Source organism: Pedobacter aquatilis (assembly GCF_032678425.1).
In the GTDB taxonomy this organism is placed as follows: domain Bacteria; phylum Bacteroidota; class Bacteroidia; order Sphingobacteriales; family Sphingobacteriaceae; genus Pedobacter; species Pedobacter aquatilis_B.
In genome coordinates this window covers 81,789-105,993 of the sequence record NZ_JAVTSG010000004.1, presented here as the reverse complement: position 1 = coordinate 105,993, position 24,205 = coordinate 81,789, and the positions used below count along the sequence as shown (strand labels likewise).

General features: G+C 36.1%; 18 protein-coding genes. 11 read left to right on the top strand and 7 right to left on the bottom strand.

What is annotated here, in order from left to right; all coding sequences use genetic code 11:
* Positions 1-44 precede the first annotated feature (44 nt).
* On the top strand, positions 45-677 hold the full coding sequence (gene aat, locus R2Q16_RS13850) for a leucyl/phenylalanyl-tRNA--protein transferase (protein WP_316737798.1): 633 nt from the start codon (positions 45-47) through the stop codon (positions 675-677).
* A gap of 50 nt (positions 678-727) precedes the next feature.
* Here aat and R2Q16_RS13845 read toward each other — a convergent pair whose 3' ends face one another.
* The 7 genes from R2Q16_RS13845 to dapF all read right to left on the bottom strand — a co-directional run bounded on the left by R2Q16_RS13845 (position 728) and on the right by dapF (position 12,584).
* Positions 728-1,510, bottom strand: a complete 783-nt coding sequence (locus tag R2Q16_RS13845; RefSeq protein WP_316737796.1) for a DUF1080 domain-containing protein — start codon at positions 1,508-1,510, stop codon at positions 728-730.
* 64 nt (positions 1,511-1,574) lie between these two features.
* On the bottom strand, positions 1,575-1,892 hold the full coding sequence (locus R2Q16_RS13840; RefSeq protein WP_316737795.1) for a DUF2892 domain-containing protein: 318 nt from the start codon (positions 1,890-1,892) through the stop codon (positions 1,575-1,577).
* 439 nt (positions 1,893-2,331) lie between these two features.
* Positions 2,332-5,223, bottom strand: a complete 2,892-nt coding sequence (locus tag R2Q16_RS13835) for a DEAD/DEAH box helicase (RefSeq protein ID WP_316737794.1) — start codon at positions 5,221-5,223, stop codon at positions 2,332-2,334.
* Between the two features lie 371 nt (positions 5,224-5,594).
* Complete coding sequence (locus R2Q16_RS13830) at positions 5,595-6,995, bottom strand: efflux transporter outer membrane subunit (RefSeq protein ID WP_316737793.1); 1,401 nt, start codon at positions 6,993-6,995, stop codon at positions 5,595-5,597.
* A gap of 13 nt (positions 6,996-7,008) precedes the next feature.
* On the bottom strand, positions 7,009-10,191 hold the full coding sequence (locus R2Q16_RS13825; protein ID WP_316737792.1) for an efflux RND transporter permease subunit: 3,183 nt from the start codon (positions 10,189-10,191) through the stop codon (positions 7,009-7,011).
* 29 nt (positions 10,192-10,220) lie between these two features.
* Positions 10,221-11,390, bottom strand: a complete 1,170-nt coding sequence (locus R2Q16_RS13820; RefSeq protein ID WP_316737791.1) for an efflux RND transporter periplasmic adaptor subunit — start codon at positions 11,388-11,390, stop codon at positions 10,221-10,223.
* Positions 11,391-11,801: 411 nt separating this feature from the next.
* Complete coding sequence (gene dapF / locus R2Q16_RS13815; RefSeq protein WP_316737790.1) at positions 11,802-12,584, bottom strand: diaminopimelate epimerase; 783 nt, start codon at positions 12,582-12,584, stop codon at positions 11,802-11,804.
* Positions 12,585-12,965: 381 nt separating this feature from the next.
* On the opposite strand from dapF, the gene R2Q16_RS13810 reads away from it, so the two are divergent.
* The 10 genes from R2Q16_RS13810 (at position 12,966) to R2Q16_RS13765 (ending at position 24,187) form a co-directional block, all read left to right on the top strand.
* Complete coding sequence (locus R2Q16_RS13810) at positions 12,966-14,516, top strand: trypsin-like peptidase domain-containing protein (protein ID WP_316737789.1); 1,551 nt, start codon at positions 12,966-12,968, stop codon at positions 14,514-14,516.
* 589 nt (positions 14,517-15,105) lie between these two features.
* Entirely contained in the window at positions 15,106-15,615 is a 510-nt protein-coding gene (locus R2Q16_RS13805; RefSeq protein ID WP_316737788.1) for a hypothetical protein, read from the top strand.
* A gap of 43 nt (positions 15,616-15,658) precedes the next feature.
* A complete protein-coding gene (locus R2Q16_RS13800; RefSeq protein WP_316737787.1) occupies positions 15,659-16,846 on the top strand; it encodes a sensor histidine kinase in 1,188 nt (395 codons plus the stop codon).
* A 17-nt stretch (positions 16,847-16,863) separates the two neighbouring features.
* Positions 16,864-17,568, top strand: coding sequence for a LytTR family DNA-binding domain-containing protein (locus R2Q16_RS13795; RefSeq protein ID WP_316737785.1), 705 nt, complete (start codon positions 16,864-16,866; stop codon positions 17,566-17,568).
* The gene (locus tag R2Q16_RS13790) at positions 17,565-17,807 is read left to right on the top strand and encodes a PqqD family protein (RefSeq protein WP_316737783.1); all 243 of its coding nucleotides are present in this window, start codon (positions 17,565-17,567) and stop codon (positions 17,805-17,807) included. Before R2Q16_RS13795 ends, R2Q16_RS13790 begins: the two co-directional genes overlap by 4 nt.
* Positions 17,808-17,826: 19 nt before the next feature.
* Positions 17,827-18,894 carry an ATP-grasp domain-containing protein gene (locus R2Q16_RS13785; protein WP_316737780.1) on the top strand — a complete coding sequence of 356 codons (1,068 nt, stop codon included), beginning with the start codon at positions 17,827-17,829 and terminating at the stop codon, positions 18,892-18,894.
* Positions 18,895-18,955: 61 nt separating this feature from the next.
* Positions 18,956-20,299, top strand: coding sequence for a hypothetical protein (locus R2Q16_RS13780; protein ID WP_316737779.1), 1,344 nt, complete (start codon positions 18,956-18,958; stop codon positions 20,297-20,299).
* A 5-nt stretch (positions 20,300-20,304) separates the two neighbouring features.
* Positions 20,305-22,449: an urea transporter gene (locus R2Q16_RS13775; RefSeq protein WP_316737778.1), complete on the top strand. Its 2,145-nt coding sequence runs from the start codon at positions 20,305-20,307 to the stop codon at positions 22,447-22,449.
* The gene (locus R2Q16_RS13770) at positions 22,434-23,576 is read left to right on the top strand and encodes a hypothetical protein (RefSeq protein ID WP_316737777.1); all 1,143 of its coding nucleotides are present in this window, start codon (positions 22,434-22,436) and stop codon (positions 23,574-23,576) included. Before R2Q16_RS13775 ends, R2Q16_RS13770 begins: the two co-directional genes overlap by 16 nt.
* Positions 23,564-24,187 (top strand): tetratricopeptide repeat protein, encoded by a 624-nt coding sequence (locus R2Q16_RS13765; protein ID WP_316737775.1) that lies wholly within the window; start codon positions 23,564-23,566, stop codon positions 24,185-24,187. The genes R2Q16_RS13770 and R2Q16_RS13765 overlap by 13 nt, the downstream gene beginning before the upstream one ends.
* Positions 24,188-24,205 lie beyond the last annotated feature (18 nt).

Genomic DNA, 24,205 nt, shown 5'->3' with positions numbered 1-24,205 from the left:
AACGTTGTGGTTTAATCATTGTTTTCTTTGTTTACTTTCGTGATATGTTTTTTCAATTGCTTGATGATGATTGCAATTTCCCTAATCCGGCACTTGCAGAAGATGATGGATTACTCGCAGTTGGTGGCGATTTAAGTCTGGAAAGATTGTTAATCGCCTATTCAAACGGTATTTTTCCCTGGTTTAGCGAAGGCGACCCCATACTTTGGTATTCGCCGCACCAGCGTTGTATAATTTATCCTGATAAGATAAAAGTGAGTAAAAGTATGCGCAAAGTTTTTATCAATAATACCTTCAAAATAACAATAGATAAGGCATTTAAAGAGGTTATAAAGAATTGTGCTTCAACGCCGAGAATAGGGCAGGATGGAACCTGGATTACTGATGAAATGCAAAATGCTTATATTGATTTACACCAAAAAGGCTTTGCCCATAGCGTAGAAGTTTGGCAAAATGATAAGCTTGTTGGCGGGCTTTACGGCGTAAAAATTAACCGTGTTTTTTGTGGCGAAAGTATGTTTAGCCATGTAAGTAATGCATCAAAAGCAGCGCTTATTTTTTTAAGTGAAACTGACATCGATTTAATTGATTGCCAATTACCAACAGACCACTTAATGAGTTTGGGTGCCGAAATGATTGAGCGTGAGGTTTACATTAAAGTGCTTCACAAAGCATAAAAAAACCTGCAAGGTTTAGCTTGCAGGTTCCTATATTATCGGGTTAAATATTATAATTCTCTTACCCAAATGTTTCTAAAACTTATCGCCGGACTTGGGTCGCCGTGGTCTTGTAATTTAATAGATGATGGGCCGTGTTTTTTGTATTGTGGCGCACCAATATATCTGGTTTCACCTTTTAACACGAATCCATTTTGCAATAAAACACCATTTAAAAATAGCGTAACACTAGCCGGTTTCAACAAGCTACCATCTTCATTAAAGCGTGGCGCATTCCAGATGATATCGTAATATTGCCATTCTCCAGGTTTCTTATTGGCATTTGCTAACGGTACGCCTTGTTTATAAACACTTCCGGTTTGGCCGTTAACGTAGGTTTTATTGTTGTAGGCATCCATAATCTGGATTTCATAACCATCATCACCGCCTCCGGTTGAAGCTAAAAACACACCACTATTTCCTCTTGCTTGTCCTTCACCAGAAATATTTGCCGGAATTTTCCATTCCATGTGTAATTGGTAATCAGTAAATTTTTTATTGGTTTCGATGTTCCCGGTTCCTTTTTTAACGGTAAAAAATCCATCGTCAATTGTCCATGCAGCTGGTTTTGTAGCATCTTTAACTGAGTGCCAGGCATCAAGATTTCTGCCATTAAATAATACAATAGCATCACTTGGAGCATCTTGCGGTAAATTGCCAGGTACAACTGTTTTTGGAACAGGTTCCCAAACTTCTGTAGTTTTTGGATCTTTAGAAGGATCTACTTTTTTATCCTGAGCCATAGCCTGAAATGCAACAAATGCAGGAATAAATATTAGTGCGTACTTTTTCATATATGTGGTTTAACTTTTAAAGTTAACCAGTTTATTAACAAATGGAAATTTAGTATTCAATTTATTACTTCAAATCGTCAACTACATAGGTTTCAGTAACAAAAAACTCGTCGGGTTTAATTTCCTCTTGCTTTTGTTGTGCAAAATCTCGCATCGGGCAGTAGCCTGTAACGCCTCTGTAAAGTAACGATGCGCCAACAGCAATACCAGTTAAACCGATAATCGGGTGAGAAAATAATCCGGTTAAACCTTTGTAAAGTAAATAACTTCCGGCGGCACCAGAAAGCCAACGTTCAGATTTGGTTACGTTTTCATAAAGCTCAGGATATTTCCAGGCTTCTGTTATGTTGTTTATCGTGGTGTTTAAATCTTCGTTTGTCATAGCTTATAGAATTAATGCTATGTTATAACAAGTTAAAATCGATTGAGTTTTAATTGAAATTATTTAATGGCTATTTAGTAATTTGAAAGTGAAAGTTATTGCCAATGGCATATTTCGTCCTGCTTTTCGTTGCAATCTTTTGGCCGTATTTTACTGGGTTTTCTGCTTAATATGCTGCAGAAAATGCAATCATTGGTAGCCAAAAGGATTTTCACTACAATCAGGCTTAGAAACAAAGGTCTTTATTCGATTTACGAAGTCTCTTTCTCTTTTGCTATTAAACTTCGTAAATCTGATAAGCTCCCGCAAGGCCCGAAGCTTTCACGGAAACACAGAGAACACGGAATTGAATTGAAAATAGATATTATTTTAAAGCTGATGTGATTTATTATTTCAATAAAAATACTTTTCCGTGTCTTCTCTGTTTTCGTGGCAAATACTATCTCAAAATATCTCGAATATCTTCTTTACTTAAAGATTTAAAGAAACTTTCTTCCGTGGTAATTAGCGAATTCGCTAAAGATTTTTTACGGTTTTGCAGCGCAAGAATTTTTTCTTCGACGGTATCTTTAGCGATGAATTTATAAATGAAAACTTTTTTATCTTGCCCGATGCGGTGCGTACGGTCAATGGCTTGTTGTTCTACGGCCGGGTTCCACCAAGGGTCGAGGATAAATACATAATCGGCTTGGGTTAAGTTTAAACCCACACCACCGGCTTTTATCGATATTAAGAAAACCTTTAAATCACTATTTTGCTGAAACTCGGCAACAATTTCTCCACGATTGCGGGTTGCACCGTCTAGGTAAGCAAATGGAATGTTTTCCGCTTCAAAATGTCTTTTAAAAATTTCAAGGTGTTTAACAAATTGAGAAAACACTAAAACCTTATGTCCGCCTTTTAAAACATTATCAAGCGAATGAATCACGTTTTTAAACTTACCAGAATCGGAAGTGTATTCATTATCAATCATTACCGGATGATTTGCCAGTTGGCGCAAGGCTGTTAATCCTTGCAAAAGCTGAACTTGTTTTTGAGCGAAAGTACCATCATCCATGCTTTGCAGTAAATCATTTCGGTAAGCAGACTTGGTTTTTTCGTAATAAGCCGCTTGTTCTTCGCTCATGTCGCAGTAAATAATCTGCTCGGTTTTAGGTGGCAGTTCTGCGGCCACTTGTTCCTTTGTTCTGCGTAGCACAAAAGGTTTTATAATAGATTGAAGCTTTCGGGCTTTTTCTTCATCTTTCTTTTTCTCAATCCCTTGAACGTATTCTTCATAGAAAAAGGCTTGCGTACCTAATAAACCCGGATTTAAAAATGTTAATTGCGACCATAAATCGCCCACTGAATTTTCTACTGGCGTACCACTTAAAATTAATTTATGTCTCGATTTTAAACTTCTAACCGACTTAAATGATTTGGAAGATGGGTTTTTTATGTTCTGGCTTTCATCCAGAATGATGTAATTGAAATAAAAGTTTTTTAAGTCTTCGGCATCAACACGGGTAATGCCATAAGTTGTAATTATAATATCGTAATTAGCAAAATTGGCTACATCTTTATTTCTACTTGTACCTGTATGTGCAAGTATTTTTAATTTCGGTGTGAATTTTTTAGCCTCCGTTAACCAGTTGTATATTAGCGAGGTAGGCATAATGATTAACGAGGTTGTTTGCGTAGATACAAGCTGATCGTCTTCTTTTACCTTTTGCAACATCGCCAAGGTTTGTATGGTTTTACCCAGCCCCATATCATCTGCAAGGCAGCCGCCAAAATTATATTCTCTGAGGAAACTGAACCAGTTATAACCGGCTTTTTGATAATCGCGTAGACTGCCCTTGAAGTTTACAGGCATTTGAGTGTCTGCGATATCTTCAAAATCAGATAATCTTTGCAACTTGCGTTCTAAAGTAACGTTGGCTAAACTATCTTCGGCTAAATCGTTAATTAAACCAATATGGTGTTTCTTTAATTTGAGGTTTTTCCCAGTTTCTGCAAGGCTAAATAAACTTCCATATTGCGTAAACCATTTATCGGGAATGATGGCAACTTCGCCATCAGGCAAGATAAATTCGCGGCGTTTATGTAGAATGTGTTGTTTTAATGAGAGAAACGGAATTTGATATTTACCAAACCAAACCACTGCATTAATGTCGAACCAGTCATTTCCTTCTTTAATTTCAAGATCTATTTTACTGGCGCCAAAAACAAAACGTTTTTGTCCGGTGGCTTGCTCTATTTCAAAACCAGCCTCGGTTAACATTTCTATATGTTCATTTACCCAATTTATAGCAGCATAACTTGGGTTTTCATTTTCGGCTGCAACTTCTAAATTGCTAAATAATGCACTGGTTTTTTTTAAGCCGAGCGATAAAAGCAAATTCAGTTGTTTTTTTTCCCAATCTGCCGAACGTTTAATGCGATGGAAAACGTAATTATCTTCTAATTTCTCTAAACGAACGGTTACTTTATGAGCGTTCTCCAAAGGGAAAATGTATTCGCCATATTTAAAGTAAAGTTGAATTTGTGAGATTCCACCATCAACATATAAAACTTTTATTACCGGAATGGCTTCGAATTGCTCTGTTCTGATTTCAAAACCTTCGGCATAAACGTGATGCTTCTCAATTAATGGAGCAACAAATTTTTCAAAATAGGTGGCTTCTGTTGCTTTTGGTATTGCAATAAAGCGTTTATTTAAAAATGGCTGAAGTTTTTTACCTTCAATATCCTGATCGAAAAAGTATAAAACATCATTTAATAATAACCAAGCAGGTTTATTACTAATAATTTGCGCCTCTTTGAACATAAATTCAATGCGCAGGTTTTGATATTTTATCGTTGGAAAATAACGTGTTTCGGTTTCATTTCTTCTAAAATGGAAAAGAATTGAAGCAGGTTCTGTAGCCAATTCGATTTTACGCTCAACCGGCCAACCATCTTTATCCATAAGATACAGCGCATCTTTAACTTTTAAAAGTTCGAGTGCTTCAGCGAGCTTCTTCTCAATTTTAGGGCGAACGCTTTCGTAAAACTTGCTGTCAAAAATCTTTGTAAAAAACTCTGTTGGTCTTATTAACTTTTTATAATACTTTTTGATGAGCGAATCTTGCTCAATATCGTCTAAAATCTTAATGAGTTTATAATCGATTTCGCTTAAGCAAGCTTTAAATTCATCAGCTGTATGCGTAAAAATTCTTTGATAAGTAAAAGAGAAATCGCCTTGCGGATTTAGCTGAACAACGTGAGGTTCAATTAAATAGCCTAAATACTCATGTTTGCACAAAGAGTACACAATTTTGCAGGATTTAGAACTATCTACGCGTAACATTGATGGGTGTGAAAATTTTTTAAAGTTATGCCCTTTAAAAAACTTTAAACTTACAATATTTTGGGTTTACAATCAAAATAAGCGTAAAATTTTAATAGAAAATTATTCTGATAGGTTTTGAGATTTATACATGAATCCGATTAAATTAGATTTCAGAGATTTAAACAGTCATAACGAGTTTGGTTATTAAACTGGTTTTTAAATTAGTTATGTGTGTCTATAAGAGTAGTCGTCATTGCGAAGCAGGATTTGCGCGAGCTGAAGCAATCTATTTTAATAGAAAGATTGCTTCGTGCCTCGCAATGACGTACAGGTTGTTTAAGCACCTCTTGTCAGAAAGTTAATCGAACTCATGTAATAAAAACTTTCGATTACTTCCAGCCACCACCTAAAGCACGGTATAAATTAACCACTGATTGCAATTTCTGCAACCTGTCGTTAATGCCATTAAGTTGTGCAGTAAGCAAACTTTGCTCTGAAGTTAGAACATCGGTATAATTTGTTGCCGAACTGTAGCGCAATAATTCTTTGGTAAAATCTACTGCTTTAGTTAACGATGCAATTTGTTTAGCCCTGGTTTCTTCTTTTTCTGTAGCGGTTTGATAAGCATACAAAGCGTTCGAAACTTCTTGGCCGCCAGTTAAAAGAGATTGTTGGAAAGTATAAAAAGCTTGCTGTTGTGTGGCTTGTGCTGTTCTCAAACGAGCTTTGTTTTGTCCGCGGGCAAAAATTGGTTGCGTTAAACCACCTACGATATTGTAAAATATTGAATTATCGAAGAAGTTCTTCAATTGCAAGGTAGATAAACCACCAGAAGCGGTTAAGGTTAACGAAGGATAAAAATAAGTTTTAGCCAAGTTGGTATTTTCAAATGCTGCTCTAAAACCAAATTCGGCTGCAATTACATCCGGACGGTTTTTTAAAAGCTGGGCAGAAACACCAGTTTCCAGATTTGTATAAGGAACTTGCTGGTCTAACGTTGTTCTTCCAATCGTTCCAGGAGCTTGTGCAAGTACAACACTTAACGCGTTTTCAGCTTCTTTAATGCTTCTTTTTAAATCTGGCAGCGTAACCTGAGCCGCATATAAATTGGCCTCGCTTTGCACAACTGCTGCGCCATTTACAACTGCTCCTTCTTTAAGACTTTTCATTGTTTCAACATCCTTCGTCCTAATTTCAATGGTTTGTTGAGTGATTTGTAATTGTTTATCTAAAGCCAACAAAGTATAATAACTATTGGCAATTGTTGCAATTAACTGCGTTTGAACGGCTCTTTTCGCGGCATCACTTTGCAAAAGAGTAGCATAAGCCGAACGTTTTGCACTGCTTAATTTACCCCAGATATCGGCTTCCCAAGCGGTGCTTAATTGTGCACGATAAGTTTGCGTTTCCAAATTAATGTTTATCCCGGGAGGAAAGTTTAAAGAAGATAACGATTGTTTTGCATCCGTTACCGATGCATCTGCTTGTAAACTTGGCAAAAATGCCGCTTTGCTTTGACGCAATGTTGCCTCCGAAATTTTAATACGTTCGATAGCCTGTTTTAAATCCAGATTTTCGTTTATACCTTTTTGAATTAAAGATTGTAAAGTAGTGTCTGAAAATAGATTTTTCCAAGGCAAATCGGCCATGGTTGTACTATCAGTTGTATTATTGTCGCGGTATAATCCTTCGTTTTTAACCTGAGGTCTTTCGTATTTTTTAGTTACACAAGCGCCAAGTGTAAGTATTCCAAAACCGATTAAAACCGAATATTTATATCTGAATTTCATGATTTTCTTAAAATTAATGTTTGCTGTTACTAGTCGCCAATTCGTATTCTTCTTCGGTTTGTTCTTGGTCAATTCCTTCGTTAAAAGGCGATTTATTGCTTATTCTTTCCTGCAAACTTTGGAAAATGATAAACAATGCAGGGATAACAAAAATACCGAACAATGTACCAATTAACATACCACCGACTGCACCAGTACCGATTGATGTATTACCCGAAGCACCTACACCTGTAGAAAGCATTAGTGGCAATAAACCTAATATAAAGGCAAATGAAGTCATTAGAATTGGGCGTAAACGAGCCGTTGCACCATCAATCGCTGCGTTTACAATGCTCATACCTTTTCTGCGCCTATCAACAGCGTATTCTACAATTAAAATTGCATTTTTTGCCAATAAACCAACAAGCATAATCAAGGTAATTTGTGTATAAATGTTATTATCTACCCCGAATATCTTATCAAATACAAACACTCCAGCTAAACCTACCGGAAGCGAAATTAAAACCGCTAATGGTAAAATATAACTCTCGTATTGTGCCGCCAATAAGAAATAGACAAAGATTACGCACAGTAAAAAGATAAAGATGGTTTGGCTTCCGCTATTCATTTCCTCACGGGATAAACCAGAGAATTCATAACCGTAACCTGTTGGCAATTGCTCTGCCGCAACTTCCTGCACCGCTTTAAGGGCATCACCCGAACTGAAACCTGCATTCGGATTACCCGTTACAGAGATTGAAGTAAACAAGTTGAAACGTGAAATGGCTTGCGGACCGTAAACTTTATCCAATGTAATAAACTCAGAAATTGGTGCCATTGTGCCCGATGAATTGCGCACATAAATACTGGTTAAACTTTCTTGATTGGCTCTGTATTTTGCATCGGCTTGAAACATTACCCTAAACTGCTTACCAAATTTATTAAAGTTTGATGCATAAACACCACCATAATATCCCTGCATTACACCTAAAACATCGCTCACAGTTAAACCTGCTTGCTTAACTTTTGCCACATTAACCGTTATTTGATATTGTGGGAAATTTGGGTTAAAAGATGTTGAAGCGTATTGAATTTCCGGACGTTTACTAAGTGCTGCTAAGAATGCATTTCCAATTTCGTTGAATTTTTTAATGTCGCCACCAGTTTTATCCTGTAATTGAAATTCAAAACCACCACTTGTACCAAAACCCTGAATGGTTGGCGGCGCAAAAAATATAATTTTAGCACCTTTAATTGAAGCGGTTTTCGCGAAAAGTTCTCCGATAATTGTTTTTACATCACGTCCTTTACGTTCGTCCCATGGTGTTAATCTAGAAATTACCATACCATAAGAACTACCAGAACCACTAATCATACTTCTACCAACAACCCTTAAAGAACTTTTTATCTCTGGTATTTTGTGTACAATGCTATCGATCTTAGTGATGATAAGGCTTGTTTCTTCCTGAGATGTTCCGGCAGGTAATGAAATATCGGACATGATTGTACCCAAATCTTCATTCGGAACGAAACCTTTTGGTGTGGTGTTCATTGTCCAAACCAATAGCACAGTAAAGAAAGCAATACCTAAACCAACTATCCATTTTTTCCTTGATAAGAAACTAACCGACTTTTTATATTTTCCGGTTACGGCATCGAATGAAGTATTGAAAGCTGCATAGAATCTTTGTAAAAAGTTCTTTGGTTTATCGTGGTCGTCTTTATGTGGTTTAAGAAAAATAGCACACAACGCCGGACTTAAAGTTAAAGCATTAATTGCCGATAGGATAATGGAAATCGCCAGCGTTAAACCAAATTGCTTATAAAATACACCAGACGAACCCTGGATAAAACTCACCGGGATAAATACGGCCGCCATAACCAATGTAATGGAAATAATCGCTCCACTGATATCATCCATTGCATCAACAGTCGCTTTTTTAGCATCAGTATAGCCTTCATCCAATTTGGCGTGTACAGCCTCCACCACTACAATGGCATCATCCACCACAATACCAATGGCGAGTACGAGCGCAAATAGCGTCAGTAAATTGATGGTGAAGCCAAATAAACTTAAAAAGAAGAATGTACCAATAATCGCCACAGGAACACTAATTGCCGGAATTAGTGTTGAGCGGAAATCTTGCAAGAAGATAAACACCACTAAGAAAACCAAAATAAATGCCTCAATTAAGGTGTGAATTACTTTTTCAATCGATGCATCAAGGAAATCATTAACGTTTACTAATGTTGTATAATGAATACCTTTAGGAAAGGATTTTTGAGCTTCGTTTAGCGTATTGATTGAGTTTTCAATAACTTCTTTTGCGTTTGAACCTGCAGTTTGATTAATCGCAATACCCAAAGCAGGTTTACCATTAAACCTTACCGAACTGGCATAACTTTGTGCACCAAGTTCAATTCTGGCAACGTCTTTTAAACGAAGAATTTGTCCGTTTGCATTGCTTCTGATGATAATATTACTGAACTCAGCCTCATCTTTTAAACGGCCAGTATATTTTAATGTATATTGAAACGCCTGGTCGCCTTGCTCTCCAAACTGACCTGGGGCAGCTTCGATGTTTTGCTCGGCTAAAGCTACGTTTACGTCATTCGGAACTAAACCGTAAGTTGCCATAACATCTGGTTTCAGCCAAATACGCATGGTGTAATCCAAAGTTCCGAACGCACTTGCATCACCTACACCATTAATACGCTTAATTTGCGGAATGATGTTAATGTTCGCATAATTCTGTAAAAACTTCTGATCATAAGAATCGCTTTCGCTGTAAACGGCAAAAATTAACACATTACTCGCTTGTCTTTTGGCTGTAATTACACCCGAACGTGTTACTTCGGCAGGCAACAAACTTGTGGCTCTGGCCACCCTGTTTTGTACGTTAACGGCTGCTAAATCGGGGTTTGTACCCAGTTTAAAGTTAATGGTAATGGTTGCTGTACCATCATTACTGGCGGTTGAGGTCATGTAAGTCATGTCCTCCACACCATTAATTTGTTCTTCCAGCGGAACAACCACACTATTCATTACCACATCGGCATTTGCACCTTGGTACGAAGTAGAAACCTGAACCGTTGGCGGTGCAATTTCTGGATATTGAGATACCGGCAAGGTTACCAAACCCAATATCCCCAAGATTACAATGATGATGGATATAACTGTTGATAGAACGGGTCTTTCTATAAATTTCTTAAACATAATTTTTTCTTAACGGATTTTAAACGAGCTTACTTATTTAGTTCAGCATAAACCGAATCGGCACTTTTTTCTTCCGGCTTGATTTTGGTACCGTCCTTTAACGATTGGAAGCCTTCTAATACAACTTTATCACCAGCCTTTAAACCTTTGGTAACTACATAAAATTTACCTTTTGTTAAATCCATAATTTCAATTTCTGTGCTGATGGTTTTAGCAGAATCGCCTAAAACATATACAAACTTTTTCCCTTGTAAATCGATAGTAGATTTTTGAGGGATTAAAATTGCATTATCAACTTTTTGTGGAATTCTAACTGATGCACTTGCACCATTTTTAAGCAAAGAAGATGGATTTGGAAAAGTAGCTCTTAAACTAGCAGAACCTGTTTGCGTATTGATTTGTCCGTTAATTGATTCTATTTTACCATCTTGCGCATAAACATTACCATCAGCAAGCACTAAACTTACAGGTGGAATATTTTTCATTTGCTGCTCAAGCGTATTGCCTTTGTATTTTTTCGAGAAATCTAAAAGTTGCTTTTCGTTAAGTGCGAAATAGGCATAAACTTTAGAGATATTCGAAACTGTAGTTAAAGGCTGTGTACTGGTGCTACTCACCAAACTTCCGTTTCTGAAAGGGATGCTGCCAACTACACCATCAACCGGACTTGTGATTGAAGTATAACTTAAATTTACCTGCGCATTTGCTAAAGAAGCTTTTGCTTGTGCCAAAGCCGCTTTTCTACTTTGAAGGGTAAGTTCTGCTGCTTGCAAATCATATTTACTAATGATGTCTTTTTCAACCAACGGTCTGGTTTTATTAACCTGTAATTCTGCAGCATGAACATCTGCTTCAGCACTGCTTATTGCTGCTTTAGCTGTTCTAACTTCTTGCTCATATTGCGGAGCCATTATTGTAAAGAGTAATTGACCTTTCTTAACCACAGCACCTTCATCAACCAATATTTTTTGAATAAACCCATCAACCTTTGGTCTGATATCTATATTCTGAATCCCTTCGATGGTTGCAGGGTAATCAGAATCTAATTCTGTAGATTTTGCACTAACTGTAAATACGGGATAAGCTTGTGGTCCAGCTGCTGCTGCCGCCGCTGCTTTTTTGGCTTCATCATTATTTCCGCATGATGCTAAAAGCATAGCGATACCCATACTAAAAACGAGAGTTGTAACTTTTCTCATGGACTTATTCTGTGTGTGTTTAAATTTAATTTCCGGAGGATTAAAAGCGTAATGATAGCAATGCTTTTATTTTCGCGATTAATGCCCAAAAATAGAGCCTAAAAAAAATATTATCTGTCCAAGTTCTGTCATTTAATCAATCGATTGATTTATTTACTGTCGTCAAAAGCCTCAATGCTTGATTAAAACATTGTTTTTTAATGATTTAAGTGATTTGTTTTTATGTAAAAGAGCTGTGTAAACAAATTGCGACAGATGTTAAAAGCTGTTAATTAGCATTTAAATGGTGCATTTTAATTAGCTAATGTTCAGAAATTTGGGCAATAAAGGCCTATCAAAGTGTAAAAAGTACACTATTGCAACTAGCCTAATGTAAGCTTTAATGGGAATAGATGAATTTATTTTGGTTTTTTAGTCAATTACACCTTCAAAAACCAATTTAGCCGGGCCGCATAAAAACACATTTGTAAATGTTGTGCCATCGTAATCAAATTCGATTTTTATATCACCACCTAAAACTTTAATGTCGGTTTTAATATGCCCGCTTAAGTTTCTGTGTTTTGCAACGGCCATCGCTACCGCCGTAACGCCAGTACCGCAAGCATAGGTTTCATCTTCAACGCCACGCTCATAAGTTCTTACAAATAAATGGTCGCCTTTATCTTCAACAAAATTTACGTTGATGCCTTTTGCATTATATGTATTGTTGTAACGAATATTTTTTCCTTCGGTGAAAACATCAAAATTCTTTAAATCATTTTGAAAAGCCACATAGTGAGGAGAACCTGTGTTTAAAACGTAAGCATTTCCATCGTTGGTGATGGTATCAACATCAATCATTTGTAAATCTACCCATTCACCATTTTCTGAAATTCTGGCATAATGCGGTCCATCAACGGCTAGAAAATTGGTTTCTCTATCAACAAGACCGAGTTGTTTCGCAAAAGCAACAATGCATCGGCCTCCGTTGCCACACATGCTACCCAATTTACCATCAGCATTAAAGTAATGCATTTCGAAATCGTAATTTTCATGCTTGGTTACAAACATTAAACCGTCAGCTCCAACACCAAATCTTCTATTACAAAGTTCTTCAATTTGTTTGTTATCAATATCCTTTAAAGGACTCATCGTATGGTCAATTAAAATAAAATCGTTTCCGGCACCTTGATATTTAAAGAAATTAATTTTCATTGATGTTGTGGTTTTTATGGCAATTTGGCTTAATATGACTTTGTAACTTTGTCAGTTAATTTCATAAAAGCTTCATTTTTAAATCCAATATTTGAGTTGAAAATGCAACATTAAGCACCTGTTTTTTGATTTAACATTTTTTAACATGGAACTGAGTGCATTTGTTATGCAAATATCGTTTATATGGTATTAAATTTGAATAAACTTACAAAAGAAAATTTGAGCAGATAAAAACTGCCTGAGCAATCTGCTTAAATCAAAGTGCAAAGCTCTCGCAAAAACAGTTAATTAAACACAATTTATTATAAGTATACCAAACAATTAGCTAGCAATTTGGCTTATAATTTAATTGTGGGGATAGAAAAAACAATTTTTAACACAATGAAAAAAATATTAGGAATTACAGTGTTAGCTGCATTTATAGGTGGTGCAGCAGCAATAGGGGGTTACAAGCTTTTCGAGCGTAGCCAAATTGGTGGGACAATTTCTGAAAAACAAAATTTGTACTTCGCCAATAATCCACTAAAAGTATCATCGGCAGGTGCTGCAGATTTTACAGAGGCAGCAGCAGCAGTTGCGCCAGGAGTTGTTCACATTAAAACAACTTATAGTTCATCAAGTAAAAGTCAAGGTGGCGGTTCATCGCCGTTTGATATGTTCGAGGATTTCTTCGGCGGCGGCGGTCGCCAGATGCAACGTCAACCAAAGGCAGCATCGGGTTCAGGTGTAATTATTAGCCAGGATGGTTATATTGTGACCAATAACCACGTGGTAGAAAATGCTGATAAAGTTGAAGTGGTTTTAACCGACAGACGTAAAGTTGAAGCGAAAGTAATCGGTCGCGACCCAAACACAGATTTAGCATTAATTAAAGTAAATGCAACAGGTTTACCGGTTGTAAAAATGGGTAACTCTGATAATGTTCAGGTTGGTGAGTGGGTTTTAGCCGTTGGTTTCCCGCTTGATTTACAAACTACGGTTACAGCAGGTATCGTTAGTGCAAAAAACAGAAGTATTGGTATTATTGGTCGTGAGCAACAAGGTGGCGGCATTACTGAAGAAGAGTACAGAGAATATCAACGTACAGGAAAAAGACCAGAGCGTCCGGCGAATACAAGTATTGAGTCGTTTATTCAAACCGATGCGGCAATTAACCCAGGAAACAGTGGTGGCGCATTAGTAAATGCAAATGGCGAATTGGTGGGTATTAATTCTGCAATTGCATCGCAAAGCGGTTACAACCAAGGTTATGGCTTTGCCATTCCGGTAAACTTAGCCCGTAAAATTGTTGATGATTTTATGAAATATGGCTCGGTAAAACGCGGTTATATCGGTGTGAATTTTGTGCCTTTAAGTGCGGAAAATCCATCGGATATTAAAACCAACGAAATTAGCGGTTTATATGTAAACGATGTTGTTGCTGGTGGCGGTGCTGCGGCGGCTGGTATCAAATCTGGAGATATTATCAAAAAAGTTGATGGAATTGTAATCAATGATTCACCAGATTTACAAGAGAGAATTGGTCGTTTAAACCCTGGTGATAAAGTTAAATTATCGGTTTTAAGAGACGGTTCTTTAAAAGATATTAGTGTTACGCTAAAAGGCGAATCGAGTGTGGGTGTAAATTCAAATACAGCTGCAACAAAAGCAGTTGAAGTTTCGAAACTAGGTGCGACATTTGCGCCGGCCACACAGGCACAGAAATCTCAATTAAAAATTAACAGCGGCGTTGTAGTAACTTCGGTAACTAGCGGAAAAGCCTTTGATAACATTGGTGTTGAAAAAGGATTAATTATTACGAAAGTAAACGGACAAGCAGTTAATAATGTAACTGATGTTCAGAAGGCTTTGCCTCAAACCAGAAACGGTATGATTTACATGTCGGGTGTGAGTGAGCAAGGAACTTTTAATTTTAGTTTCCCAGCACAGTAAATATTTTGAATTAATTTAGAAAAAGGTCTCGATGAAAATCGGGACCTTTTTTTTGCATTTTGCACTTTAATAGTAACGAAAACCAAAGTTATCTAAACCCGATGGCAGCGAACACGGAGTGCAACGAAGTAAAGCGGACAGCGGGACTTTCGGGAGCGATAAAGCAGTAAAATGCTTTTCTAATTTTTAAAATTATAGAGGAATTTTATTTGAAGAGCAGGTTCTATGCTCATCTGTTACACCAGTCCCGCCAACATTTCCTGCCTAGCGCAGGCAGGCAAGTCCTCAACCTCGTGCCTCGGTTTCCGGGCTTTACATTTATGTCGGTCTATTTTACTTAGGTTAACCTATTAATTCAAACCGCTGTTAATAATACAAAAGCACAGAACCTGCTTTTCAAAATGAATTTATTTCAAGCTAGTGAAGCGATTTCTGGATTTTGCTCGTTTTACTAGGTACGTATTCACCTTAAATTCATTAAGCGGATTTAGTTTAGCTGTTTAACGATTGAATAGGAGTGTTTACCGATACTTTATTATTTAAAAATTTATTTATTTCATTTTTGATTTAGCAAAAAAAACAGAATATTATGGCTTTAGCTTACATCAACCTCAGCTCTACACAATATTTTAATTTCATGTGCAAGACGGATTTTGAACGTCGGATATTTCACGATACGTATAAAGAATTTCAAAAAAAATCTAAAATATATAATCTAAATAACAGCCTTCATACATTTGCAGAAATGCAAAAAGCGAACGAAAAAGCTAAATTATTGCATCAAAAATTACATTATTCGGCTATGAATTCTATTTCTTCGCTTAATAATGAAATGCCGATTTTAAGCGATGAAACCGGAAAATCTATTTTGTTTGATTTGGCAGATTTAAGAATTTTTGCTTCCGACTTAAAAAATAAAGCCGGGCATGTGGTATCAATTACTTACACCAGCGCAAAATTGGTTTTACACGAAATTGTTGGCGATATGCTTATTTTGAGCTACGATTTTAAGGGTAATTTTAACGAAACCTTTATGGTTAAAATGACGAGCGATTTGGTGATTAAGTACGAGAAAAATCGGGAATTGGTTTATGATTAACCTTAAGCTTCTTTGGAAGCTATAAAAAATATTAATTTGTAAGATGCAACGCTTCAAAACACCAACTTTCGTTATTCATACTGCGGGTTGGCTATTGTTTTTAACTTTTCCGCTTTTGTTTATCAATAACGAACAAGCCGGACACAGCAGTTTTCTACTGCTTGCATCGCCATATTATTGGCTGTTTTGTTTAACTTATATACTTATATTTTACTTCAATGCTTTGGTTTTAGTGCCAAAATTGATGTTTAACAAGCGATATTTAACATACAGTGCGGTCGTTTTATTGCTGTTTGGTTTCGTTTATTATTCGCAACCCTATGATAATTTACTAAAGCATAATAAAAGTGTAATTGCAGTTTTAACGGGAGCGCCCGAAACGCAAATGAAGGGATTAAATCAATCCTTACAACCCGGAAAAGATTCTACAATTGGGCCAAGTGTTGGTATGCCATTCGGGCCTTTGCCGAATGAAGATTTGCGTATGCAAGACCCAAATCTTAAACGGGGTAAGGGTATTTTGGATTTGCACCAATCGGAGTTTATAGATGTGATTAGCCTTTTTATTTTTCTGATGATTATGGGTTTAAGCATTGCTACCAGTACCGTTCAGCGCTGGCAAAATGCAGAATCGAAAGTAGTAAAAGCCGAAGCAGAAAAGGCAACTGCTGAGCTTTCCTTTTTAAAAGCACAAATTAATCCACATTTCTTGTTCAATACTTTAAATAATATCTATACACAATCGGTAATTAATAGCGAGCATACTTCAGAAAGCATTATGAAATTATCGAACATTATGCGATATGTTACTGATGATGTAACACAGGATTTTGTTCTGCTTAGTGATGAAATTGATTGCGTACGAGATTACATAGAATTACAACGGTTAAGGCTCGGCGCTGATGCTGAAATAAATTTTAATGTACAAGGTAAACCCGAAAGCAAGAAAATTGCACCATTAATTTTTATGACTTTTATAGAAAATGCTTTTAAATATGGCGTAACTAAAAAAGAGAAAACAATTATCAATATAAATTTAAAGATTGATAAAGAGCAGGTTGATTTCTCATGCCAAAACAAAATTTACCCACATAAATCGAATTTAGAGCGAACAGGGATTGGTATCGCCAACACCAGACAACGTTTGGAGCATTTGTATCCAAATCGTTTTAAACTGCATATAAATAACGGAGGAGAATTATTTTCGGTAAACCTTTCTGTAAATTGCTAACCAAAATAAATTAAACTATGGCTTTAAAATGTGTTGCTATTGATGATGAACCTTTAGCGCTCGAGCTAATCAAAACTTATGTTTCGAGGTTTCCGGGTTTGCAATTGGTGCAAATTTTTGAAGATGCACTATCTGGTGCCGAATACCTTAAACAGAATCCGGTTGATTTACTTTTTGTTGATGTAAATATGCCTGATATTACGGGTGTTGAGCTGGTTAGAAGTTTGGTAAACAGTCCGATGATAATTTTTACAACAGCCTACCGAAATTATGCTTTTGAGAGCTATGAACTACAAGCCATAGATTACCTGTTAAAACCAATTGATTTTAATAGATTTAAGGCTGCGGTAGAAAAAGCCATCGATTTTCATAAATATAAAGCAGCTACACAAGAAAGTGCCAACGACGAAAGTATTTATGTGTATTCTGAATATAAAATGATTAAAATTTTGCTTCGCGATGTTGAATATATCGAGAGTATGGGCGATTATTTAAAAATTTACCTTGCGGGAATTGATAAACCGATTCTTACTTTAATGACAATGAAAAAGGTTTTAGAAAAACTGCCCGAAGAACAGTTTGCCAGAATCCACAGAAGTTTTATTGTAGCCTTAAATAAAATTAAGTCGATACATAATAGAAAGGTTAATTTGGCAAATGCCGAATTGCCAATTGGCGATGCTTACAGCAGCTTTATTAATCAACAGAAAGGAAACGCATGAGGCTAAAAACAAATATTGCAACAAGTGAAAATGGTTTTATTTTTAATCCCACAACTGGCGATTCTTTTACCAGTAATACCATTGCGGCTGAAATTCTAACCTACATGAAAGCCGGAACATCAGCTGAAGAAATAAAGCAAAACATCCTTGATAAATACGAAGTTGAACCTTGCCAGTTAGAAAGAGATTGGGATGATTACATGCAGCAGCTTAAAGAAGCCAATCTTTTAGAATTCTAAATCCGAATTAAAACTAATCATGTCCGTTTCTCAAAATCAAACACTTAAACAAGTATTAACTGTAGCGGTTACCGGATTAAATGCAAATGATAATCCTGGTCCTGGTGTGGCGGTTATACGTGCACTTAGAGAAGGTTTTAATGAGGATATAAGAATTATTGGTTTAGCTTATGAAACTTTGGAGCCTGCAATTTACATGCATGATTTGGTTGATAAAACCTACCGGATTCCGTATCCAACAGCAGGCGTTGAAGCACTAAAATCGCGGTTAGAATACATCCAAAATATAGAAAAAATTGACGTGCTGATTCCAAATTTTGATGCGGAATTATTCAATTTTATCAAGTTGGAAAAAGATTTATTGGCTATAGGTATTTGTACTTTTTTACCAACCCAAAAGCAATTGGAACAACGTGAAAAAGTGAATTTAAAATCGTTTGGTCAACAAAATAATTTTTTTGTACCTAATGATGATGTTCTGTTCAAAGATACTGATTTAGCTAAAACAGCTGAGCAATTTGGTTTTCCGTTTGTTGTTAAGGGGAAGTTTTATGAAGCTTCTGTTGTTCAAAATTTGGCGGATGCGTATAAAGCTTTTCATGCCTTGCAAGCGAAGTGGGGTTTGCCAATTATAGTACAAAAATTTATTAAGGGAACTGAAATAAACATTGCTGGTTTGGCTGATGGAAATGGGAATGCAATAAGCGTTATCCCAATGCGAAAATTATACATTACTGAAAAAGGAAAAGCCTGGGCGGGCATTACCATCGAAGATGAAAAACTTATAAAACTTGCTGAAGATTTTGCAAAATCAACTTTGTGGAAAGGTGGTTTTGAATTGGAAATTATGAAAGCAGAAAACGGAGACTTATACATTATGGAAGTTAATCCGAGGTTTCCGGCTTGGGTGTATTTAACGGTTGCCGCTGGTCAAAACCAGCCTAAAGCATTAGTCGAAATGGCTTTGGGTAATTCAGTGGAACAATTTAAAAATTATAAAAGCGGGAAAATGTTTGTCCGCTACGCCTGGGATAATGTGGTAGATGTTGAGGAATTTCAGAAAATATCTGCTTTTGGAGAACTTTAAGTTAAATGATGATTTTCCCTTTTCTGGATACATGATTCTCGCTAATTGATACTAAGATAAAATGAAACAAAAATACGAACGACCAACCATCAGAAAAATGAATACCGGCTTTATGAATAAGTTTGGTACAAGGACAGATTTCGATCCGGTTTCGGGGATTGATGGTGTTCCGGTTAAAAATTTGTCTGATGAATATGGTTCGCCGGTTTTTGTTTTATCCGAAAGGCAAATTCGTAAAAATTACCAGGCTTCTGTTCGTTCCTTCAAAACCCGCTATCCAAAAGTTCAGTTTGCCTGGAGCTATAAAACAAATTATCTGAACGCAGTTTGTAGAATATTTCATCAGGAAGGAAGTTGGGCAGAAGTGGTTTCAGGTTTTGAATACCACAAAGCCATAGGTAATGGCGTTGCCGGAAATCATATCATTTTTAACGGACCAGATAAAAAAGTTGATGATATAACTTTAGCCATCGAAAATGGGTCTTTAATCCATATCGACCATTTTGATGAACTCTACCAAATCATCCGCATTGCGGATAAAATTGGCAAAATAGCCAAAGTTGCAATAAGGGTTAATTTTGATACAGGAGTTTATCCAATTTGGGACAGGTTTGGTTTTAACTACGAAAATGGGCAAGCCTGGAATGCAATTAGCAAAATCGCTGCTGATAAAAATCTAGAATTGGTAGGCTTGCATTGCCACATTGGTACTTTTATGCTTTCTGTTTCGGCTTACAAAATTGCTGCAACAAAACTTTGTGATTTAGCTTTACGGTGCAAAACCGAATTAAAAAAGACAATTGAATATTTGGATTTAGGTGGGGGATTTCCATCAACAAATACATTAAAGGGTGCATATTTGCCCGGTGTAGATACTGTTCCATCTGTTGAGGAATTTGCCGAAGCCATAGCAAGTACAATTTTAAACGCTGGCTTTAACCATAACGAATTACCGCTGTTGATTTTGGAAAGCGGCAGGGTTTTAATTGATGATGCCGGGTATTTAATTGGGAGTGTAATTGCCAATAAGCGTTTAAGCGATGGAAGAAGAGCCACGATTGTCGATTTTGGCATCAACATTTTATTTACTTCCAGCTGGTACGATCATAAAATCAGCATTGCCAAAGAAGCCGGACAATACACCGAAGAAACCGTTCTATTTGGGCCGCTTTGTATGAATATTGATGTTGTTCGCGAAAGCATTAATCTGCCTTTATTGGAACCAAACGATTTACTGGTTGTACATAAAGTTGGCGCCTATAACATGACACAATGGATGCAGTTTATAAACATGCGGCCGGCAGTGGTTTTAATTGATTTACAAGGAAAAACTCATCTTATCAGGAAACCTGAAAATCTCCAATATTTAGAATTAACGGAACAGTTACCAGAGCATTTAAAATAACAGAATTGAAAATCGACCTGAAATATTATTTAAACGCTGCATTAAACAGTTATGCGATTTTGTTTTTTTCGCAAAATAAAATTTTGGGTGCTTTATTATTTTTGGTTTCGATGTTTAACTTTAATGCAGGCATTTCAGGCTTAATGTGCTTGTGTTCAGCTTTGGTTATTACCAGTGTTTTAGGTTTTAATAAAGAAGATATTAAAGCCGGCCTGTATAGTTTCAATGCCCTTTTACTTGGCATTGGTTTCGGAACTTTCTTTAGCTTTAATTATACTTTTTGGTTATGGTTAGCTGCTGCAACTTTGCTTTGTGTTGTGCTCAGTGTTAATTTAACTTCGTTTTTAGGTAAATATGCATTGCCAACTTTATCAATTCCATTTGTAATTACCTTTTGGCTGCTTTTAATTGCCGCAAGCGGCTATTCTGGTATGGGTTTGGTTCAAAAAGAAAGTTCTTTAATTTTCGAATTAACAACGATTGAGCCAGGTAAATTTCAAAAACTCTGCAATTTTTTCGATAATCTGGCTATGCCTAAATACCTGGAGCTATTTTTCAGGTCAGTTAGTGCTGTGCTTTTTCAAAATAGTGTGCTTGCAGGAATACTTGTTAGTATTGGCTTTTTTATCCATTCGCGTATTGGTTTTAGCTTGTTGGTTTTGGGTTTCGTTGTAGCGTGTTTGATTAATCATTTTACGGGCACTTATCCCGAAGGCATTAGTAATTATCATCTTGGTGCAAACTTTATGATGGTTAGCTGTGCAATTGGTGGCTTTTTTCTGATTCCATCTTGGCGTTCCTACCTTTGGGCAATTGTAATTATTCCATTTACATTTTTGGTATTAAATGGCTTATCCAGAATTTTAGGAACCTATAATCTTCCTGTTTTTTCTATGCCTTTTTGTATCGTTACCATTAGCGTGCTGTATTTTTTTATGCTGAGGAAAAATGCAGGTAAACTTCAGCTTACCATTTTTCAAAATTATTCTCCTGAAACAAATCTGTATCAGTTTTTAAATGGAAGCGAGCGACTCAAAGATTTTAGATATTTTAACATTGGATTACCTTTTATGGGTTCGTGGACGGTTTCGCAGGGTTATGATGGCGCAATTACACACCAAGGCGAATGGAACCAGGCACTGGATTTTGTGCTTAAAGATATTGATGATAGAACCTATGAATTCCCGGGCTTGAAGCCTGAAGATTATTATTGCTTCAATAAACCTATATTGGCTGTGGCAAATGGCTGGATTCAAGAGTGCGTAAATCACATTGATGATAATGTTATTGGTCAGGTAAACCTTACTCAAAATTGGGGGAATACCATTATAATAAAGCATGCAGAAGGCTTATTTAGCAAAGTTTCTCACCTCAAAAAGAATTCAATAAAAGTTAAAGTTGGCGATTATGTTTCAAAAGGCGATGTGATTGCGCTTTGCGGAAATTCTGGTCGCTCGCCTGAACCACATTTGCATTTTCAGCTTCAATCAACACCTTACATTGGTTCAAAAACTCTTGCCTATCCAATTTCATATTTTGTAAATGAAAAGAAACGGGAATTAATATCATTTGATGTTCCTAAACTTGATGATGTAATTTCAAATCCAGAGGTAAATGTATACTTGAAAAGCGCTTTTAATTTTTTACCTGGATATAGTGTAAAAGTAAGCGATGGAGAAAAAACTGAAAGCTGGGAAATTTTTACGGATGCTTCAAACTCAACTTATTTTTACTGTTATGGAAATCAATCAACGGCTTATTTTGTAAATAATGATAATGTGTTCTATTTCACTCGTTTTTATGGTGATACGAAGTCAATATTAAATGTTTTTTACCGATCGGCTTATAAAGTGAACTTTTCTGGTCACGACGCAGAAGATATTTACGCAATTGATTCAGCGCAATTCAAACCAAAATTATGGCTGCAGGATTTACTTGCACCATTTTGGGGTTTTACAAAATTATCTTACCAAAATAAACTAGAAGCTACACCCGATGGGTTTTTAATAAATGCCGAAGCTAACAGCCAGTTCTTTCATCAGAAAAACCAGCTTTTTACAAGTGTTCTCAAAATTGATAAACAAGGAATTAACAGTTTTGAAATCGTATTTAAAAACAAAAAAACAACAGTAAAATGGCGAGTAGATTAAGCTTAACCATTCTGGTTCTGATTGTTTTTTTTACAGTTGGAAAAGCTCAAACAACGAATCAACAGAGTGATAGCACATCCTTATCTTTATTTAATCAAGCAGAATGGACAAAGCTTATCGATTTTGGAACTCAGGAATTTAACAGCGGTTACGAAGAGAAATTTTTGCGGTTGAGGGTTGCTTATGCTTATTTCGTTAGAAATAAATTTACTGATGCTTTGTATAATTATGACAAGGTGCTGCAAGCCGATAAGCAAAATCAAATCGCATTATATTATGCTTATTTGTGCAATGTTTATTTAAATAGATTGGAGGATGCAGGATTTTTGGCTTCAAAACTTGATACAAATATAATTGAAGGTTCAGCGGTGAAGTCTTTTAAGCTGCTAGGTGTTGGGGCAGAATCTGGAGTGAAATTTACCAATGTTTTTGAACGAGGAAATTCTTCTTTTTCAAGAGCTTTTTTAAATATGAGATTGGATTATAAGTTGAGCCTTTCAACGTCGTTTAATTATTACAAGCAACCTGTACGCGATGAAAGTATTCAACAGCCGGGTTATTATGCAAAGTTAAATTATGCTTTGGCTAGAAAAATAAATGTAATTGGTGCATACCATTACCTGCGCTCCAGTTTTCGCAATTTAATATATCAGAATAATGTAGGTTTATTAGGTTTTAAGTATTCAGATAACAGAAGCGATTTACAGGCCGATTTTATATTATCTCAAATTGGAGATGAAAAAACGAGACAATACAATTTAAAGTTTACTAAATATATAACCGGGAATTTAGATTTTTATAGCATCAGCCGAGCATCAGTTATCGAAGTTTTAGGGCAGAATAATATGGTTTTTCAACAGATATTAGGATTTAAACCTGTAACTAATTTTTGGGTTGAAGGAATGGCAACCGTGGGAAATCAATATAATTATGCTGAAGCTGACGCTGTGTATATTTACAATGGTTTTGATAAAACGAGGTTTAAAGCTGGTGCAAATTGTTATTTTTTGTTAAAACGGCACTTACTTTTAGGTTTGAATTATACATTTGAAAAGAAAACGGATAACATTTTCAGATTTAACTATTTACAACATTCAATTAACGGAGGTATTTCATGGAATTTCTAAAACGCTTAGTGTTATTTGCAATTCTTGTATTCTTTACATTTAATGTTAAAGCTCAAACCAATACTGCTTTGCAAAAAGCTTTTCAAAATAGTTACAACGAAGAAAGCAAAAAGAATTATACCGAGGCGATAAGTGATATAATGCCTTTTTATGCAGAAAATAATTATGAAACCAACCTCCGTATTGGCTGGTTGTATTACTTAGCCAAAAATTATTCGGCATCGCAAAATTATTATACCAGGGCTATAAATGTTCGGCCAAATGCTGTTGAAGCTAAGTTCGGTTTAATTAAGCCATTATCGCTTTTGAGTAATTGGGATAAAGTTATGGAGCAGTATAATAATATTCTAAAGTTAGATCCACAAAATACGCAGGCGAACTATTGGGCCGGAATAATTATCTACAACAGAAAGCAATATGCAGCATCGGCAAAATATTTTGCAAAGGTTGTTGCACTTTATCCTTTTGACTACGATGGTAACCACATGTTAGGTTGGGCTTTGCTGTTTTCGGGCAGAAAAGCAGAAGCTAAAGGCTGTTTTGAGCGTGCTTTATTGATTAAACCAGGCGATACATCGAGCACAGATGGGTTAAATCGTTCGATAAAATAGGGTTTAACACCCAATAAG

What these genes read in the sequence shown, in the direction of transcription:
- aat (WP_316737798.1), top strand. Translation starts at nt 45, where the DNA reads ATGTTTTTTCAATTGCTTGATGATGATTGCAATTTCCCTAATCCGGCA.
- R2Q16_RS13845 (WP_316737796.1), bottom strand. Translation starts at nt 1,510, where the DNA reads ATGAAAAAGTACGCACTAATATTTATTCCTGCATTTGTTGCATTTCAG.
- R2Q16_RS13840 (WP_316737795.1), bottom strand. Translation starts at nt 1,892, where the DNA reads ATGACAAACGAAGATTTAAACACCACGATAAACAACATAACAGAAGCC.
- R2Q16_RS13835 (WP_316737794.1), bottom strand. Translation starts at nt 5,223, where the DNA reads ATGTTACGCGTAGATAGTTCTAAATCCTGCAAAATTGTGTACTCTTTG.
- R2Q16_RS13830 (WP_316737793.1), bottom strand. Translation starts at nt 6,995, where the DNA reads ATGAAATTCAGATATAAATATTCGGTTTTAATCGGTTTTGGAATACTT.
- R2Q16_RS13825 (WP_316737792.1), bottom strand. Translation starts at nt 10,191, where the DNA reads ATGTTTAAGAAATTTATAGAAAGACCCGTTCTATCAACAGTTATATCC.
- R2Q16_RS13820 (WP_316737791.1), bottom strand. Translation starts at nt 11,390, where the DNA reads ATGAGAAAAGTTACAACTCTCGTTTTTAGTATGGGTATCGCTATGCTT.
- dapF (WP_316737790.1), bottom strand. Translation starts at nt 12,584, where the DNA reads ATGAAAATTAATTTCTTTAAATATCAAGGTGCCGGAAACGATTTTATT.
- R2Q16_RS13810 (WP_316737789.1), top strand. Translation starts at nt 12,966, where the DNA reads ATGAAAAAAATATTAGGAATTACAGTGTTAGCTGCATTTATAGGTGGT.
- R2Q16_RS13805 (WP_316737788.1), top strand. Translation starts at nt 15,106, where the DNA reads ATGGCTTTAGCTTACATCAACCTCAGCTCTACACAATATTTTAATTTC.
- R2Q16_RS13800 (WP_316737787.1), top strand. Translation starts at nt 15,659, where the DNA reads ATGCAACGCTTCAAAACACCAACTTTCGTTATTCATACTGCGGGTTGG.
- R2Q16_RS13795 (WP_316737785.1), top strand. Translation starts at nt 16,864, where the DNA reads ATGGCTTTAAAATGTGTTGCTATTGATGATGAACCTTTAGCGCTCGAG.
- R2Q16_RS13790 (WP_316737783.1), top strand. Translation starts at nt 17,565, where the DNA reads ATGAGGCTAAAAACAAATATTGCAACAAGTGAAAATGGTTTTATTTTT.
- R2Q16_RS13785 (WP_316737780.1), top strand. Translation starts at nt 17,827, where the DNA reads ATGTCCGTTTCTCAAAATCAAACACTTAAACAAGTATTAACTGTAGCG.
- R2Q16_RS13780 (WP_316737779.1), top strand. Translation starts at nt 18,956, where the DNA reads ATGAAACAAAAATACGAACGACCAACCATCAGAAAAATGAATACCGGC.
- R2Q16_RS13770 (WP_316737777.1), top strand. Translation starts at nt 22,434, where the DNA reads ATGGCGAGTAGATTAAGCTTAACCATTCTGGTTCTGATTGTTTTTTTT.
- R2Q16_RS13765 (WP_316737775.1), top strand. Translation starts at nt 23,564, where the DNA reads ATGGAATTTCTAAAACGCTTAGTGTTATTTGCAATTCTTGTATTCTTT.